Origin of the sequence: Salinispira pacifica (assembly GCF_000507245.1) — a bacterium.
Lineage (GTDB): Bacteria > Spirochaetota > Spirochaetia > DSM-27196 > Salinispiraceae > Salinispira > Salinispira pacifica.
The window spans coordinates 1891709-1906729 of record NC_023035.1 but is presented as its reverse complement, the minus strand read 5'-3'; the positions used below and the strand labels follow the sequence as shown (position 1 = coordinate 1906729).

Sequence of the window (15021 nt, the reverse complement as noted above, 5' to 3'; positions counted from 1 at the left end):
TCAATACACGGCGGAATTTTCAAGGAAGTATATACAGCAATGAAGCAGAAAAAATCCAGCGATCTCGCACAGGCCCGCCTTCTCTTCGCCAAAAAAAAATACGGACAGGTGATATCCCTGCTGAGCCCGCAGATTTTTCTGTACCGGAAAGATACCGGATATCACGAAATGCTGGGGTACGCCTGTCTGTATACCGGCGATTTCGGCGGAGCATACAGTTATTTTCAGCGAGCCCGGGATCTGGATCCTCAGCGAATCGATACCCTCCTGGGACTGGCCGTTGTAATGCTGCGCAGGCGAAAGATCACCGAAGCTTTGAGAATCTGGCTCGAAATTCTTGATATTGACCCTGCAAACAAAAAGGCTTTGAAAGCTCTTGAGATGGCCAAAAGTTATGAAGAAGATGACTGGCTTGAATTTATCGAAAACCGGAAATACGGGATTATTCTGGCAGCTCATCCCAGAATAATCTGGCCGACGGTTTTCAAAGTGATGCTTGCGGCGGTTGTAATTGTTCTCATCCCTCTTGCGGCCGTTCTGATCAACCGAACTCTTGAAAAGTCCCTGCCGTTCCGTGAGGGGCAGGAACTGCTTGATATCCAAATTGAAGAATACGGAAGCGGAGATTACTCCAGAGCCGCCGATATCATTTTTACAAATGAACAGCTGGATGAGGAGCTGGAAAAAGTCCGGCGGTATTTCCACGGGTTCCGGGATAATCTTGTGAGATATCACGGTAATAGAATTCTCTATTCCAACGCACCGGTAGCCATCAAGGATCGAATCTCCCTGCTTATTTCCGAACTGAGAGAACCGGATTTTACCAACTTCCGGGATCCCTTCAGCTATGAGGAGGTGGCAGCTCAGCCCAGACTCCACCACGGAGTATATGTCCGCTGGAAGGGGAGGGCCGCCAACGTACGTGTCAGCGATGAAGAAATACTCTTCGACTTTCTTGTGGGCTTTCACGACGGGAAGGTGGTTGAAGGAACCGTGCCGGTTTTACTGGATTTCGCAGTGGAGCTTCAAGGGGGAGAACCGGTGGAGATCATCGCCCAGGTTGCCGGCAGCGACGGCGAACTCCGGCTTCGGGGAAGTTCCCTGCGCAGAATGGCTGAAACCGATGGATAAAATCACCCTTCGGTAGTCGCACAGCCGGCCTTTCCATTCCGGAACCAGGCAGTTTTCGTATACAGGAGTTTTCATCATGAGGGCAGTAGTACAGCGGGTTTCACAAGCCAGCGTCATGGTGGGGGAAGAAATGAAATCCTCCATTTCCTCGGGAATTCTGGCATTAATCGGAATAGAGCAGGATGACACCCTGGACGATATGAATTACATGGTGGATAAGATTCTGAATCTCCGGATTTTCAATGACTCCCGGGGAATTATGAATTTGAGCCTCCTGGATTTGAACCTGGAGCTCCTCGGGGTAAGCCAGTTCACCCTCTACGGCGACACGCGGAAAGGCCGACGCCCAAGCTATAACAAAGCGGCTTCACCCGATCATGCCAGGAAACTGTTCTCGGATCTGGAGGAAATGTTTCTTCAAAGACATCAACGTTGCCGGTTCGGTGAATTTCAGGCCCACATGGATGTTTCCCTGATGAATGACGGTCCTGTCACCCTGCTTATCGATTCCAGGAAAGAATTTTAACCGGTTTTCCGTCAATTACATGAAGCTGACGAACAAATTTCAATGTTTCCATCCCTGTATCACTCCAGGGGGGGATTTCTGAAATATTTCTGTACAGAGAAATCGTCGAAGAAGGGCGAGAGGGACATGTTCTCATGAATGCCCATAATAATCTCTGCAGTCTGCTTTGAAGAGCTGACAACACGGAGAAATGGAAGGGCGTCCAGAACATCCTGGGTGAGGTTAACGGTGTCCAGTATCAGCAGCTCTCGAAGCATCTTGGAATGATGCAGATCTTTCAGCCGTTCAACAGCCGGACCGGACAGTACAGGATGGATGGCGGCTATATTTACCGAAGCCACATCTCTTCTGTTCAGTTCGGTGATCAGAGCCACAATTGAGCCTCCGGTATCTATCATATCATCCACGATCCAGACATCCCGTCCGGTAATATCTGTATCCGATAAAATGTTGATCTGCTTGATGGTGTTGGTATGGGCATAATCCCGCTGTTTGTGAGCGATAATCAGGGGAGCCTGAAAAGCCTGAGCATAGCTTCTGGCCATCCCTTCACCCCCCGCATCAACTGAACAGAACACCCATTTGCTCCGGATTTGCTGCCAGTATTCTTCGGATTTGATGATCTCTCTGGTAATATATTCCATCATCATGGGCACCGCAGGGATATCTTCCATATGACATATGGTGGGATCTATTGCCGTTTTGGACTTATCGGAATGCAGCTGATAGGTGAGGATGGTATCGGCACCGAGATTGGAAAGAATTTTGGTATGCACCCAGAATCCTACGGAATTGCGCCGGGTGGTTCTGTCCGATCGTGACGGGGAAAAATAGGGCTCAATAACCGTAATTCTCCTGGGTGTCCCCCGTTTGATACAGTCAATGGCATGATACAGCTCCATTTTGCATTCATTCTGATTGATGCCGGCCTGGTTTCTGCTGGACCCGGCAATGAGAAATACATCCTTGTCCCTGACAGTGAAGGGAGCTTCAACCTCAAGTTCCCCGTCTGCAAAGGTTACAACCCGCAGATTCTGGCTCATAATCTCCACATCACGGTTATCTCTGCCGTTGTGATCGTAGAAATCGGGAAATGTTCTCAGATGATAGGCAACCCGCTCACGGTATTCATCCATGGAGCGTGTGGAGACGAGTAAAATATCATTATCCAGGCTCATGCCCATATCTTAAACCACTTTTTCAGCTTTGACATGAAAAAACCTTGCTTGACCAGCCCAGCAGCAAGAATTTATACTCAACAAATTAAATCAAAAATGCAATTCTGCCGGTATCATATTCGGAGGAACTATGGCGAAACGCAGCACCACCACCAAGGAAACGGCCACTCCTGAATCCCAGGAAGAGAAGGTTAAAGCACTGGAGGCCGCACGGCTACAGATCGAACAGCAGTACGGCAAAGGTTCTCTCATGAAACTGGGTACCGGACTGAAGAATCTGGATATCGAGTGCATTCCCAGCGGGTCAATTCTTCTGGATGAAGCCCTGGGTCTGGGAGGGTATCCCAAAGGGAGAATCATTGAGATTTACGGACCCGAATCTTCCGGTAAAACCACCCTTGCCCTCCATGCCATAGCAGAAGCCCAGCGAAGGGGCGGAATTGCCGCATTCATCGACGCCGAGCATGCCCTGGATCCCGTGTATGCCCGCAATCTGGGGGTGAATATTGATGAGTTGTGGGTAAGTCAGCCGGACAACGGAGAGCAGGCTCTTGAAATCGCCGAAACTCTGGTTCGCTCGGGAAGCATGGACATTATTGTGGTGGACTCGGTTGCAGCTCTGACTCCCCAGGCGGAAATTAATGGCGATATGGGGGACAGCCATGTGGGCCTGCAGGCCCGGCTCATGAGTCAGGCTCTCCGTAAACTCACCGGTACAATATCCAAGTCCGGTGCATGCCTGTTTTTCATTAACCAGATCAGGATGAAAATCGGTGTGATGTTCGGCAACCCCGAAACCACCACCGGCGGTAATGCCCTGAAATTTTATTCGTCGGTACGGCTGGAAGTACGGAAGGTTGAAACCATCTCCAAGGGAACAGATAATGCCATCGGTAACACCGTCCGTGTAAAAGTGGTGAAGAACAAGGTGGCACCGCCGTTCAAGCGGATCGAGATGGATATTATGTTCGGAAAGGGTGTTTCCGCCACCGGAAGCCTTGTGGATGCTGCGGTGAAGTACGGCTATATTAATAAAAGCGGAAGCTGGTACAGCTATGGAGAGGAACGGATCGGACAGGGGAAGGACAACGCCAAAACCTATCTGGAAGAAAATCCCGAGCTCTACAGCGAAATTATGAGCAAACTCCGGCAGCAGCTTTTCCCCAATGAGCGGATTATCGGTGAGGGGAAAAAAGGCGGCGAAAAGGATAGCGAGACGAAAAAAACCGGCGCTAAAAACGATGCTCCGGCGAAGAAAACCCCGGCCGCAAAAAGCCCTGCAGCGGCGGACAAGAAATCCGACGGCGAGGATCTTTTTTAAAACACCTCTGGACTCCCCGGGGATCCATTCCGGAGCGTTAACTGATAGAGGGGGAGGGGTGCATGGTATATTTGAGCCTTGGAAGCAACAGCGGTAATTCTGAGCAGCACCTGGTTTCAGCTCTTGAGGAACTGAAAGGGATCAGCCGATCAGGGTTCCGGATCAGTTCCCTCTATGCCAGTACTCCACAGGGCTTGAGGGATCAGCCGGATTTTCTGAACTGTGCATGTTGTCTGAACCCGCCGCCACACATGAAACCCCGAGATGTGCTCCGGGAGATCCACCGGATTGAACGCTCCCGGGGGCGGAACCGATCAGGAGAGATCCGCTGGGGTCCCCGGAATCTGGATATCGATATCATTTTATGGAATGATCTGATCGTCCCGGCAGATGATTCCGGCAACCAACAATCACGGAGCAGTGAAGAGCGTCAGAATCTGATCATCCCCCATCCCCGGTACCATGAACGGCGGTTCGTTCTGGTCCCCTTGTTGGAGCTCAACTCCCGGCTGACCGATCCAAGAAGCGGTGAGCCCCTGGAAAATATGGAGCGGGAGCTTCGAAATGATCCCTCCCAGGGTATTTACCTCAGCCCGAGGCCTCTTTATAATGGCCTCACTTCTCAGCTGAGGAAAAATAATTGACAGGTGAAGAATCAAAAACCCATTTTCGCTTAAAGGATTTCGAAGGTCCCCTGGATCTGCTGCTCTTCCTGATTAAGAAAAATGAAGTAAACATATATGATATTCCCATCTCTCACATAACTGCCCAGTATCTGGAGTTTATGCGGGCGGGTGAAATGGCCGACCTTGAGAGGGCGTCGGAATTCTATGTGATGGCATCCACGCTGCTCTATATCAAGAGCCGCATGCTCCTTCCGGTGGATATCAATCTGGAAGATGAGCTTGAGGATCCCCGGCAGGAGCTGGTGGACAGACTGATCGAATACCAGAAATACAAGAAACTCAGCGAACTCATGATGGAGAAGGAAAACCAGAACGAGTGGATCATAGAACGGGAAAAGGCACAGAGAAACCTACCCTTCGATAACGCCGAACCAATGTGGCAGGAGATGGAAGTATGGGATCTGCTCACAACTTTTTCCAGCCTCATGAAGGGACTTACTCCCGACAGGATCATCGACCTCTATGAGGAAGTGAGCGTGAACGAGAAGCTCACGCTGATCAGGGAGCTTCTGGAAAAGCAGGAAGAATTCCGGTTCACCGATATCATCATCAGACCCGATTCCATAATGGATGTGATCTGTGCGTTTTTAGCCATTCTTGAATCGGTAAAATTCAAGGTGATTCGGATTTTCCAGAATACTCTTTTTGGTGATATCCGGATACGCCGTCATGAAAAAGGAGAAGGGGAGGATGAAGTTGAAAACTGAGACAGCACTGCTTGAAGCGATTCTGTTTCTCGAACCCGACCCGGTACACATAAGCAGTCTTGCGAAAATCTCAGGACTTTCGAAAGATGCGGTTTCAGCCGTTCTGCTGCAGCTGGAAGAGCTGTACACCCAGGAAGAACGGGGAATCGAATTAATGCGGCTGGGAGACTCCTATCAGCTCACACCCAAGCAGAGTCTTTGGAATAACCTGAAAGACCGTTACGGAAAACAGAATACTCAGAGGCTATCCAAAGCGGCAATGGAAACTCTCAGCATCATTGCCTACAGTCAGCCCATAACCCGGGGGGAGATAGAAAGTATCCGGGGCGTCTCCTCCGATTCCATGATCAAACTTCTCCAGAACAGAGAATTGATCCAGGAAGTGGGCAAAAAAGATGCACCCGGCCGACCCACCCAGTTCGGCACCACCAGAACGTTTCTGAAAGTGTTCCGTCTTTCCAGCATTGCAGATCTTCCGAAACTCGACGAAGTGGAACAGGCACGGTTCGAACTGCATAAGGATGAATTGTAATGGAACAACAGGAAGAACCCAGGCTGCAGGTATTTCTAAGCCGAAGCGGTATTGCCAGCAGACGCAAAAGCGCGGAATTAATTGAAGATGGAAGGGTCACGGTGAACGGTAAAGTGATCCGGGAACCTGGCTACCGGGTGCAGCCCGCAGATAAGGTTCGCTTCGACGGTACAAGCGTAAGCCCCGAAGAAGAACACCTCTATCTTATGCTCCACAAGCCTGCCAGATTCATCTCCTCGGCCCACGACCCCGAGGGAAGACCTACAGTAATGGATCTGGTGCAGGATTCCTTTTCCCAGCGTCTGTTCACCATAGGACGCCTGGATTTTATGAGCACCGGACTTCTCCTGCTCACAAACGACGGGGATTTCGCCCACAGCGCATCCCATCCCCGGTCCGGCCTGATTAAACAGTATACCGTAGAGACCAAGGAACCCATTCCCCGGGAACTTCTACAGGAATGGCTGGAAGGCGTCCGGATTAAAGGAGTGCTGTACCGTCTGGAAAAATTTCAGTTTATCAATCCCCGTCAGGTGGTACTGCATCTTGCGGAAGGAAAAAACCGTGAAATCCGGAACGTGTTTTCTCACGGAAACCTGAAAGTCACCCGTCTCCACCGTACCGAATTCGGGCCGCTGAAGCTGGGAATACTCAAGGAAGGAAAATTCCGTCAGCTTTCCAAGGCGGAGGTTGAAAACCTCCATCGGGAAGCAAAGAAACAGCTGCGGCCTGCAAAATCCAGCCCCCGGAAAAGCTCCGGCTCAGCCGGCCGAAAACCCGGAAAACCGGGAAAGCCCGGCCACCCCTCAAAACCGGGGAAGTCCGGCCCCCCCGAAAAAACCGGAAAGCCCGGTAGATCAGAGAACCGGGATGGATCCAGCCGAACAGGCCGCTCTCCCGGAGCAGGGCGTAAAAAGGGAAGGGGCGGCAGCAAATGATTGTCACAATTGACGGTCCTGCAGGCAGCGGCAAATCCACGGTAGCCAAAATGGTGGGTTCCCGAAGCAGACTGGTGTACCTGAACTCGGGAAATATTTACCGGGCCATCACCAGCGGCCTGTTAAAAGAGCTTGGAGTTGATGAGGTCCGCGGCAGTATTCCGGATCGGGCCCAATCTCTTGTGAATACAGCGTCGGAGTTCCACATCCAGGTGAGCGGCGGTACAGATGATGCTTCACCTGCTCAACAGGGAGATATTCTCTTTAATGGAACTCTCCTGGGCGATGAGGAGCTCCGCTCGGATCTGGTTGACTCGCTGGTTGCCCAGGTATCCAGCATTCCGGAAATCCGAGAACTGGTAAACACTATTTTGCGAAAGGAAGCCCTGGACAAGGATGTGGTGGTGGAAGGCCGGGATATGAGCACCATCGTGTTTCCCCGGGCCGAACTTCAGTTCTACCTTGATGCCAGCATTCAGGCCAGGGCAAAACGGAGACTTGATCAGGGAACCAGTTCCTTATCGTATGAAGAGTTAGTGGATACCATCGCCAGGCGGGACCGAATCGACAAGGAGAAGGATGTGGGGGCTTTGAAACTTTCCCCCCAAGCCAGGTATTTGGACACATCCGACTTGACGATTGAACAAGTTTGTGAGATTGTATTGAGATCTATTCGAGAACACAAATAATCTATCAGGAGTATACAAGTAACTATGGCAGAAAATGAACAGCAGGGCTCAAAAACGGGAAACTTCCTCCAGGAGGAGCTGCAGGAGGAATACCTCAAATCCCTTGATGAGCTGGAGGTCGGTCAGCTCGTCGAAGGTACGGTTGTCGCGGTCACCAGCGAACAGGTTTTTATTGACGTTGGGTATAAGTCGGAAGGCAAGATCAACCTCAACGAGTTTGAAGATGATGTTCCATCCGAAGGTGATACCGTACAGGTTGTCTTAATTAATAAAGAAGGCCGCAACGGCGAGGTAGTGGTTTCCAAGCGGAAGGCAGACGAAAAAGTGGTCTGGAAGGAACTGAAAGCAGCTTTCCAGGATGAACGTCCGGTTGAAGGTAAGGTTTCACGGGTCGTGAAGGGTGGTTTTGAAATTTCCCTGGGCGGCGGAAATCGAGGATTCAACCCCATTTCAAAAATGGATTTGTTCCGCGTTGAGGATCCCGACAAGTATGTGGGACTGAAATCCCATTTCTACATCGAGCGTTTATACAGCGATAACCGGGTGAACATTATTCTCTCCCGCCGGCGCTGGCTTGAAGAAGAAGTTGACAAAAAGCGGAACGAGTTTTTTGCAAACACCAGCGAAGGGGATGTGGTTGAAGGTACTGTTAAGTCCTTTACTTCATTCGGATCTTTTGTTGACCTCGGCGGTTTCGACGGACTGCTCCACATTAACGACATGAGCTGGGGACATGTAGCGCGTCCCAAGGATCATGTGAAAAAGGGCGAAGTGCTTCAGCTGAAAGTAACCCGTCTGGATGAAGAAAATAAGAAAATCAATCTCAGTCTCAAAGATATGACCGAAAACCCCTGGGAAACGTTCACCGACAGATTCCAGCTGCACGATGTTATCAAGGGCAAGGTTACCAAACTCACCGATTTCGGTGCATTCATTGAGCTTGAAAACGGCATTGAAGGTCTTGCTCACATCTCCGAGCTTTCCTGGACCAAACGGATCAAGCATCCCAAGGAAGTACTGAGCATCGGTGAAGATGTGGAAGCGAAAATCCTTGGTTTTGACCTTGATGCCCGGAAAGTCAGTCTTGGTATCAAGCAGGTTCTCCCCAATCCCTGGGATGAGATCGAAAGCACCTATCCTGTGGGCACCAAACTGAAACGGGTTGTGAAAAAGATCACCGCCACCGGCGCCTTCGTAGAGCTGGAAGAAGGCATTGACGGCTTTCTTCATGTTGATGACCTTTCCTGGACCAAGAAATACAAGAATCCCGGTGCAGTACTCAAGGAAGGCGAAGAAGTTGACGTTATGGTTATCGAAAGCAGTGCAGAAAATCATAACATTCGCCTCGGAATCAAGCAGCTTGAGGACGACCCCTGGACTGATCTGAAGGGTAAATATTCAGAAGGTTCAATCATCGAGGGTGAAGTCACCAACGTTACCGATTTCGGTGTGTTTGTCCGGGTGAGCGGCGGAATTGAAGGACTTATTCCCAAGGTCCATCTGGGTAACCCCCGGGAAATCAATCTCGACGAAGAAATCACCAAATACAAGGCAGGCCAGCAGCTGCAGGCGGCTATTATTGAGCTGAACCCCGGACGACAGAAACTGTCTCTTTCCATCCGCGAGATGACAAGGGCACAGGAGCGTCAGGAAATTGAAAAGTATATATCAGACAGCGGCAGCGATGAAGAATCCGCAACACTGGCTGATTTCATGAAACAGGATGACGAATAGGCGACTCCCGGAGAGTAGTTGATGCTCGAAAACTCAGAAACTTCTCGAAAAATTCAGAAGCTGATCGAGATCAATTCGAACATCAACGGCGACTATTCCGATCCGAAAGAGCAATTACAGCAGATTCTTGAATCTGCAATGAACCTCAGCTCAGGTGAATCATCTTCCATTCTTCTCAGAAACGAGAAGGATGGAAGTTTGCATTTTGAGGTGGCACTGGGTCCCAAAGGATCAGAGGTAATGGATTTTACCCTGAAATCCGGCGAGGGGATCGCCGGCTGGGTTACCCAGAATAACCGAAGTCTGATCGTAAACGATGTGGATGAAGATCGAAGGTTTTATGCTCAGATCTCACGTCAGATCGGGTACAAAACCAGAAGCATTCTCGCCGTTCCCATGAGGGTGTGGAATCACTGCATCGGTGTTATCGAAATAATCAACAAGACCAACGGCGGGCACTTCAGCGATGAGGACCGCCAGTGGCTGGAGATTTTCGCCAATCAGGCGGCACTGGCTGTGATCAACTCACAGGCCAGGGTGAAGGACAGAATGCGCATCCGGGAGCTGGAAGGGCTCCGGGAAGGTGAAGCCGCACGGTACCAGACCCTCCTGTACCAGTCGGATGCCATGAAAAATCTCATGGCCATGATTGACCGCATCGCCACAAGCGAAGCTTCGGTACTCATTCACGGGGAATCGGGTGTGGGGAAGGAGCTGGCAGCTGAGCAGATTCATGCACGCAGCCCCAGAGCTGAGGGTCCTCTGGTTCGGATTAACTGTCCGTCCATCCCCGAGCAGCTTCTGGAAAGCGAGCTGTTCGGACATGTGAAGGGAGCATTTACCGATGCATTCCAGGACAGACAGGGGAAAATCGAAGCTGCACGGGGAGGCACGCTGTTTCTGGATGAAATAGCAGATATTTCCCCCCAGGTTCAGGCGAAGCTTCTGAGAGTACTGGAATCCGGAAACTATGAGCCTCTTGGCTCGAATCAGGTGAAAAAAGCCGATATCCGCATCCTTGCCGCAAGCAATAAGGAGCTGGAGCGGGAGGTTCAGGAGGGGAGGTTCCGGGAGGATCTGTTTTACCGCCTGAATGTGATACCCCTCTATATCCCGCCCCTGAGAAGGCGGAAGGATGATATCCCCATGCTTGCTGAACATTTCCTGGGGAAGTTCAACCGGGAACTGAATAAGTCCATACAGGGCTTCAGCGCGGAGGCTCATGAGCAGCTGATGAACTATGCATGGCCGGGAAACATCAGGGAGCTTCATAATGCAGTGGAGCGGGCAGCCGTGCTCTGTACAGACAACCAAATATCGCCGGAGCATCTGCATCTTGCAGGTGACAGTTTTACCGGCGAACTCTATTTGGGAAAGAGCTTGAAAGACTCGCTGAATTTATTTAAAAAGCATCTCATACGCTCAACGCTTCTGGAAAGCAACTGGAACCAGACGTTGGCGGCTCAACGACTTGAAATACAACGAACGTATCTCTCCCGGCTCATAAAGGAGCTGGGCATTGAAAGGAGCTGACTTACATGGCTGAAGGAAAAAAACGGGCACAGGATATTCTTGCGGATTTCCTGCGGAGTCACAGAGTTGCATTGAGCATTCTCACCACACTCATTATCGTGGGTATTATCGCATTGGTGGTTGGCATTGAAGTTCACAGGAATACCCTGGACCGGGAAGCCGAACGGCTGTTCGAACTGGAACAGATATACACGGAATGGACTGAAGAGCGTCAGGAGGATTCCCGGGACGCAGGAGACGTTCTTACACGGGTATCCGAATTTGATTTCAGAAGCAACTCCTATGCGGCTGTCCGGAAACTGATGATTCTGGGCGATATTTACGCGACGGTGGAAGATTTTGAAGCAGCTGCAGAGCAGTATCTTTCAGCATCAGATGCTCAGGGATATCTTGCAGCAACAGCTCTACTCAAAGCAGGACTGATGCTGGAGAACGCCGGAAACGAAGAGCGGGCCATGGAGGTGCTGAACCGCCTGGTTGACGAGCACGACAGTCCGGAAGAACCCCGGGTTCTGTTTACTTTGGGCAGACTCAGCGAGCAGGGCGGTGATCAGGGGCAGGCCCTGGTATATTACAACCGGCTCATCGATGAGTACGCATCAAGCGGTTGGACAAACTTTGCTCACAACCGTATAATTGACATAAATATCGCGAATCAGACTGACAACTGAGCCGGCTGCACAGTATGTATGTGCTGATAAGGTACCGGCTCGGCTGCGAGGGGGAACTCCATGGGCTCAGCCGGTACATTTAAATCAAAATTCCTTGCAAGCAGGAACTTTGCGTTCATCTTGGCTATTATCATTGTTGGCGTTTTTCTGCTGTTATCACCTGACTTCTTTTTCTTTAAAAATCTTCAATACCGTGTACTGGATTTTCATTTCTCCATCCGTCACAGCCGTGTGGCACGGGAAGAGCAGGCCGGTGTTACCGTTCAGCAGGCCAATCTCAATATTCACCCCGACATTCTGATTCTGGGTATTGACAACCGGAGTCTTGCGGATTTCGGGGCATGGCCCTTTCCCCGGTATCGGCACGCAGATCTGTTAAACACTTTTTCCCGGATTAAAGACGACAGCACCCGGGAAAACTCTGTTTTTCTCGATATTTTCTTTATTGAGCCTTCCAGTGATGCGGTGGATGATGCTCAGCTTGAAGCAAGTATGGAAGAAAACGGACGGGTTTTTCTCCAGACCGTACTCACAGGCAGCGAACCACCTTCCAGTCTTGCCCAAGAATACCGGGAGCGCCACCGCCTTCTCTTTGAGGAGCATGGTGAAATTACAGACGTGCAGGGAGACTGGGTGAACATGCCCCTGTTTCTGGGGATGGAACCGCCGCTCAAGCCTCTGGGTAAAAATCTTCTAGGCTACGGTCATGCGAACTACATTGACGATGAGGATGACCGCTTCAGAAGACAGCCTATGATCGCCAGGAGCACTGAACGAATCCGCACCGTACAGCTTCAGGATTTTCTGGATAATCACCGGCAACTTCTCTCCCAGACCGATGCCTGGGGCAACCCTTTCGCGAGGATCGGCTGGTACGATAAAAGCGGCAACCATTACAGTCAGGCGCTCAACGATTCAGAAGGCAATCTGAATATCACACAGGAACAGCTTGATCAGCTGGCTGAAAAAGTTCGCGCCCAGAGTCCGCCCAGGGAAATCGATCTGGACGACGATGGTGAATCCGATGCACAGGAATTCGATATTGGCATATACATTGATCACTTCATTCCTTCCATCACCCTGGCTCTTGCGGCAAATTATCTGAATATTCCTCTGGAAGATATCCGGGTGAACATTGGAGAGGAAGTGATTCTCGCAAATCCCCGGGTGTACAATCCAGAAAACCGTTCACTGGAAAACTATTCTATCCAGACCTCTCTTGCACAGTATGACGAAGAAACCCAGGAAGTGACCGCTCCCGCACAGTACCGGGAAATGGACGAAATTCGCATACCCATTGATGAAGCCGGGCAGATGCTGGTGAACTTCATGGGACAGCGCTCCAGTGCCGAGCCCGGCGGTCAGCAGACCTTTCCCGTGCGTCCGTATTCCGCATACGCCAGACGTGCTACAGGACCCATATACGATACATGGCCCAGGACCCTGGCACTGGAAAATAAAATAATTATGGCCGGTGCCTTCAGCTCCGGTCTTGCAGACGATGAGAAAACCACCGGTGTAGGACTCATGTACGGGATCGAACTCCATGCCAATGCGTTGAACACCATCCTTATGGATAAGTTTATTGCCCCCCTTGCGTTCTGGCCTCAGCTGGCTCTCCTGTTCGTGACAGTGCTCCTGGTTGCACTGCTTACCGGTCGGGTGAATACGTTCTTTGCATTAGCCCTTACGCTTATTCTCATAGCGGGGCTTTTTGTGTTCGGTCAGTACATGTTTGAAGCACAAGAAACCCTTGTGCAGACGGTACATCCTGCTTTTGCCATGGTGTTCAGTTTTCTCTCAGTGGTAATTTACCGGGGACTGACAGAGGAGCGGGAAAAACGAAGAGTGCAGGGCATGTTCGGACAATATGTCAGTCCCGAAGTGGTGGACGAAATTGTCAGCAGCGGTGAGCCTCCTGAACTGGGAGGGGTGGATAAGGAACTTACGGTATTCTTTTCCGACATCCGCGGATTTACCACCCTGAGTGAAAAGATGCAGCCTCAGGAGCTTGTAAATCATCTGAACATCTATCTGACAGCCATGACAGACACCATCATGGAATACAAAGGTACCCTGGATAAATACGTGGGTGATGAGATAATGGGTTTCTGGGGTGCACCTGTTTCCCAGAAAAACCACGCCATTCTTGCATGTCAGTCAGCGGTAAAGCAGATGCAGAAGCTTCAGGAGCTGAATGAACAATGGCCTCTAGACCGCCGCATAGATATCGGAATGGGTATCAATTCGGGCATCATGACCGTTGGAAATATGGGGAGCCGGGGACGAATGAACTATACTCTCATGGGAGATAACGTAAATCTTGGTGCCCGACTGGAAGGGATCAACAAGCAGTATTTCGGCCAGGAATGGATGGAAAATGGTAAAAAATTCACCGGTTCCGGCAGTAAAATCATTATCAGCGAATATACCTACGGACTGGTGAAGGACAAAGTTATTGCCAGAGAATTGGATAATATTCGGGTAAAAGGAAAGAACAAACCTGTGGTTATTTATGAACTTATAGATATAAAAGTGGGACTCGAACCATATATAGACCAGGATGATCTGCAATAATGATCAATTCCTCCCCGGCAGCCCATCTCCGCAGGTCAGAAAGAGGGTACACTCATATTCACAGACTGCTATTAGCAGTTGCGGCTCTGTTTCTGCTCATCGGCTGCGGAATCCCGCAGCTTCTTCAGCCGCCGGTAAGGCCGGAAATGGATTTGCTGAACAAGGTGTACAGTATTGATATCCCCGCCGGGGATTCAGAGCTGACAAACGGTCTGATCATTGTTTACCGGATCGGTTCCTATGCTGATCCCGGAGATTACGCCAGCTTTTATGACTCCCTGGAGTCAAGGTTCACCAACGGTAATGCCGCCTTCGATCTTCTGTTGAATAACGGATATCAAGCTGTATCGTTCGCCGATGAGGCCGGCGGAGTGAATCCCGTGCCAACCGTTGACTTCAATGAATATCCTGATTTTTTTTCACCAGACAGACTTGAAAACGGGATTGTCAGCGACAGTGAGCTTGGAGAGGGCCTTCGGCTGGAACTGCCGTTCACCTCGGGACCGGCTGATAATATCGTTCTGAGACTCTCCGGGAACGGTGAAAACGCAAATCAGATTCTGGTTCGGGCGGTTTCCCCCGATGAAACCCGGCCGTTTTTTCCTGTTGATACAGATCAATACAGCAATGATGACGATGACCTTGATCATCTCACCCCGGCTGAGATTGATGACCATCAGAACCTGTATATCAGTTTTGCAGTTTTCGGATATCGGGCCTCTTTCGGTGATCCAGTTCAGTATTCGCTGCCGGATATGAGTCTCGAAAATGAATTGATACAATTGAGCAACTGATTTC

Annotated in this window: 14 protein-coding genes; 13 read left to right on the top strand and 1 reads right to left on the bottom strand. The window is 50.4% G+C overall.

The genetic code is table 11. The features are described from left to right. The first annotated feature begins 39 nt into the window (after nt 1-39). Together L21SP2_RS08485 and dtd are read left to right on the top strand one after the other, a co-directional pair. Nucleotides 40-1131 (top strand): tetratricopeptide repeat protein, encoded by a 1092-nt coding sequence (locus tag L21SP2_RS08485; RefSeq protein WP_024268090.1) that lies wholly within the window; start codon nt 40-42, stop codon nt 1129-1131. Nucleotides 1132-1207: 76 nt separating this feature from the next. Continuing rightward, nucleotides 1208-1657, top strand: a complete 450-nt coding sequence (gene dtd / locus L21SP2_RS08480; protein WP_024268089.1) for a D-aminoacyl-tRNA deacylase — start codon at nt 1208-1210, stop codon at nt 1655-1657. A gap of 59 nt (nt 1658-1716) precedes the next feature. Here the strand turns inward: dtd and L21SP2_RS08475 are convergent, their stop codons facing one another. Continuing rightward, entirely contained in the window at nt 1717-2835 is a 1119-nt protein-coding gene (locus tag L21SP2_RS08475) for a ribose-phosphate diphosphokinase (protein ID WP_081719706.1), read from the bottom strand. A gap of 130 nt (nt 2836-2965) precedes the next feature. On the opposite strand from L21SP2_RS08475, the gene recA reads away from it, so the two are divergent. The 11 genes from recA to L21SP2_RS08420 all read left to right on the top strand — a co-directional run bounded on the left by recA (nt 2966) and on the right by L21SP2_RS08420 (nt 15017). Continuing rightward, complete coding sequence (gene recA / locus L21SP2_RS08470) at nt 2966-4156, top strand: recombinase RecA (protein ID WP_024268087.1); 1191 nt, start codon at nt 2966-2968, stop codon at nt 4154-4156. Between the two features lie 62 nt (nt 4157-4218). Continuing rightward, complete coding sequence (gene folK, locus L21SP2_RS08465; protein WP_024268086.1) at nt 4219-4800, top strand: 2-amino-4-hydroxy-6-hydroxymethyldihydropteridine diphosphokinase; 582 nt, start codon at nt 4219-4221, stop codon at nt 4798-4800. After that, nucleotides 4797-5549, top strand: coding sequence for a segregation and condensation protein A (locus tag L21SP2_RS08460; RefSeq protein ID WP_024268085.1), 753 nt, complete (start codon nt 4797-4799; stop codon nt 5547-5549). Before folK ends, L21SP2_RS08460 begins: the two co-directional genes overlap by 4 nt. Beyond that, complete coding sequence (scpB, locus tag L21SP2_RS08455) at nt 5533-6081, top strand: SMC-Scp complex subunit ScpB (RefSeq protein WP_024268084.1); 549 nt, start codon at nt 5533-5535, stop codon at nt 6079-6081. Before L21SP2_RS08460 ends, scpB begins: the two co-directional genes overlap by 17 nt. Further along, nucleotides 6081-7019 (top strand): pseudouridine synthase, encoded by a 939-nt coding sequence (locus tag L21SP2_RS08450; RefSeq protein WP_024268083.1) that lies wholly within the window; start codon nt 6081-6083, stop codon nt 7017-7019. Before scpB ends, L21SP2_RS08450 begins: the two co-directional genes overlap by 1 nt. Continuing rightward, nucleotides 7016-7708 (top strand): (d)CMP kinase, encoded by a 693-nt coding sequence (gene cmk, locus L21SP2_RS18870; protein WP_024268082.1) that lies wholly within the window; start codon nt 7016-7018, stop codon nt 7706-7708. The genes L21SP2_RS08450 and cmk overlap by 4 nt, the downstream gene beginning before the upstream one ends. A 24-nt stretch (nt 7709-7732) precedes the next feature. Continuing rightward, nucleotides 7733-9442, top strand: a complete 1710-nt coding sequence (locus tag L21SP2_RS08440) for a 30S ribosomal protein S1 (protein WP_024268081.1) — start codon at nt 7733-7735, stop codon at nt 9440-9442. 21 nt (nt 9443-9463) lie between these two features. Next, nucleotides 9464-10975 carry a sigma-54-dependent Fis family transcriptional regulator gene (locus L21SP2_RS08435; RefSeq protein WP_024268080.1) on the top strand — a complete coding sequence of 504 codons (1512 nt, stop codon included), beginning with the start codon at nt 9464-9466 and terminating at the stop codon, nt 10973-10975. Between the two features lie 5 nt (nt 10976-10980). Further along, nucleotides 10981-11646 (top strand): tetratricopeptide repeat protein, encoded by a 666-nt coding sequence (locus L21SP2_RS08430; RefSeq protein ID WP_024268079.1) that lies wholly within the window; start codon nt 10981-10983, stop codon nt 11644-11646. 120 nt (nt 11647-11766) lie between these two features. Then, nucleotides 11767-14223 carry an adenylate/guanylate cyclase domain-containing protein gene (locus tag L21SP2_RS08425; protein ID WP_244437918.1) on the top strand — a complete coding sequence of 819 codons (2457 nt, stop codon included), beginning with the start codon at nt 11767-11769 and terminating at the stop codon, nt 14221-14223. Beyond that, nucleotides 14223-15017 (top strand): hypothetical protein, encoded by a 795-nt coding sequence (locus L21SP2_RS08420; protein ID WP_024268077.1) that lies wholly within the window; start codon nt 14223-14225, stop codon nt 15015-15017. Before L21SP2_RS08425 ends, L21SP2_RS08420 begins: the two co-directional genes overlap by 1 nt. Nucleotides 15018-15021 lie beyond the last annotated feature (4 nt).

Coding starts and splice junctions, on each gene's coding strand:
- L21SP2_RS08485 (WP_024268090.1), top strand. CDS start 40: ATGAAGCAGAAAAAATCCAGCGATCTCGCACAGGCCCGCCTTCTCTTC.
- dtd (WP_024268089.1), top strand. CDS start 1,208: ATGAGGGCAGTAGTACAGCGGGTTTCACAAGCCAGCGTCATGGTGGGG.
- L21SP2_RS08475 (WP_081719706.1), bottom strand. CDS start 2,835: ATGAGCCTGGATAATGATATTTTACTCGTCTCCACACGCTCCATGGAT.
- recA (WP_024268087.1), top strand. CDS start 2,966: ATGGCGAAACGCAGCACCACCACCAAGGAAACGGCCACTCCTGAATCC.
- folK (WP_024268086.1), top strand. CDS start 4,219: ATGGTATATTTGAGCCTTGGAAGCAACAGCGGTAATTCTGAGCAGCAC.
- scpB (WP_024268084.1), top strand. CDS start 5,533: ATGAAGTTGAAAACTGAGACAGCACTGCTTGAAGCGATTCTGTTTCTC.
- L21SP2_RS08450 (WP_024268083.1), top strand. CDS start 6,081: ATGGAACAACAGGAAGAACCCAGGCTGCAGGTATTTCTAAGCCGAAGC.
- cmk (WP_024268082.1), top strand. CDS start 7,016: ATGATTGTCACAATTGACGGTCCTGCAGGCAGCGGCAAATCCACGGTA.
- L21SP2_RS08440 (WP_024268081.1), top strand. CDS start 7,733: ATGGCAGAAAATGAACAGCAGGGCTCAAAAACGGGAAACTTCCTCCAG.
- L21SP2_RS08435 (WP_024268080.1), top strand. CDS start 9,464: ATGCTCGAAAACTCAGAAACTTCTCGAAAAATTCAGAAGCTGATCGAG.
- L21SP2_RS08430 (WP_024268079.1), top strand. CDS start 10,981: ATGGCTGAAGGAAAAAAACGGGCACAGGATATTCTTGCGGATTTCCTG.
- L21SP2_RS08420 (WP_024268077.1), top strand. CDS start 14,223: ATGATCAATTCCTCCCCGGCAGCCCATCTCCGCAGGTCAGAAAGAGGG.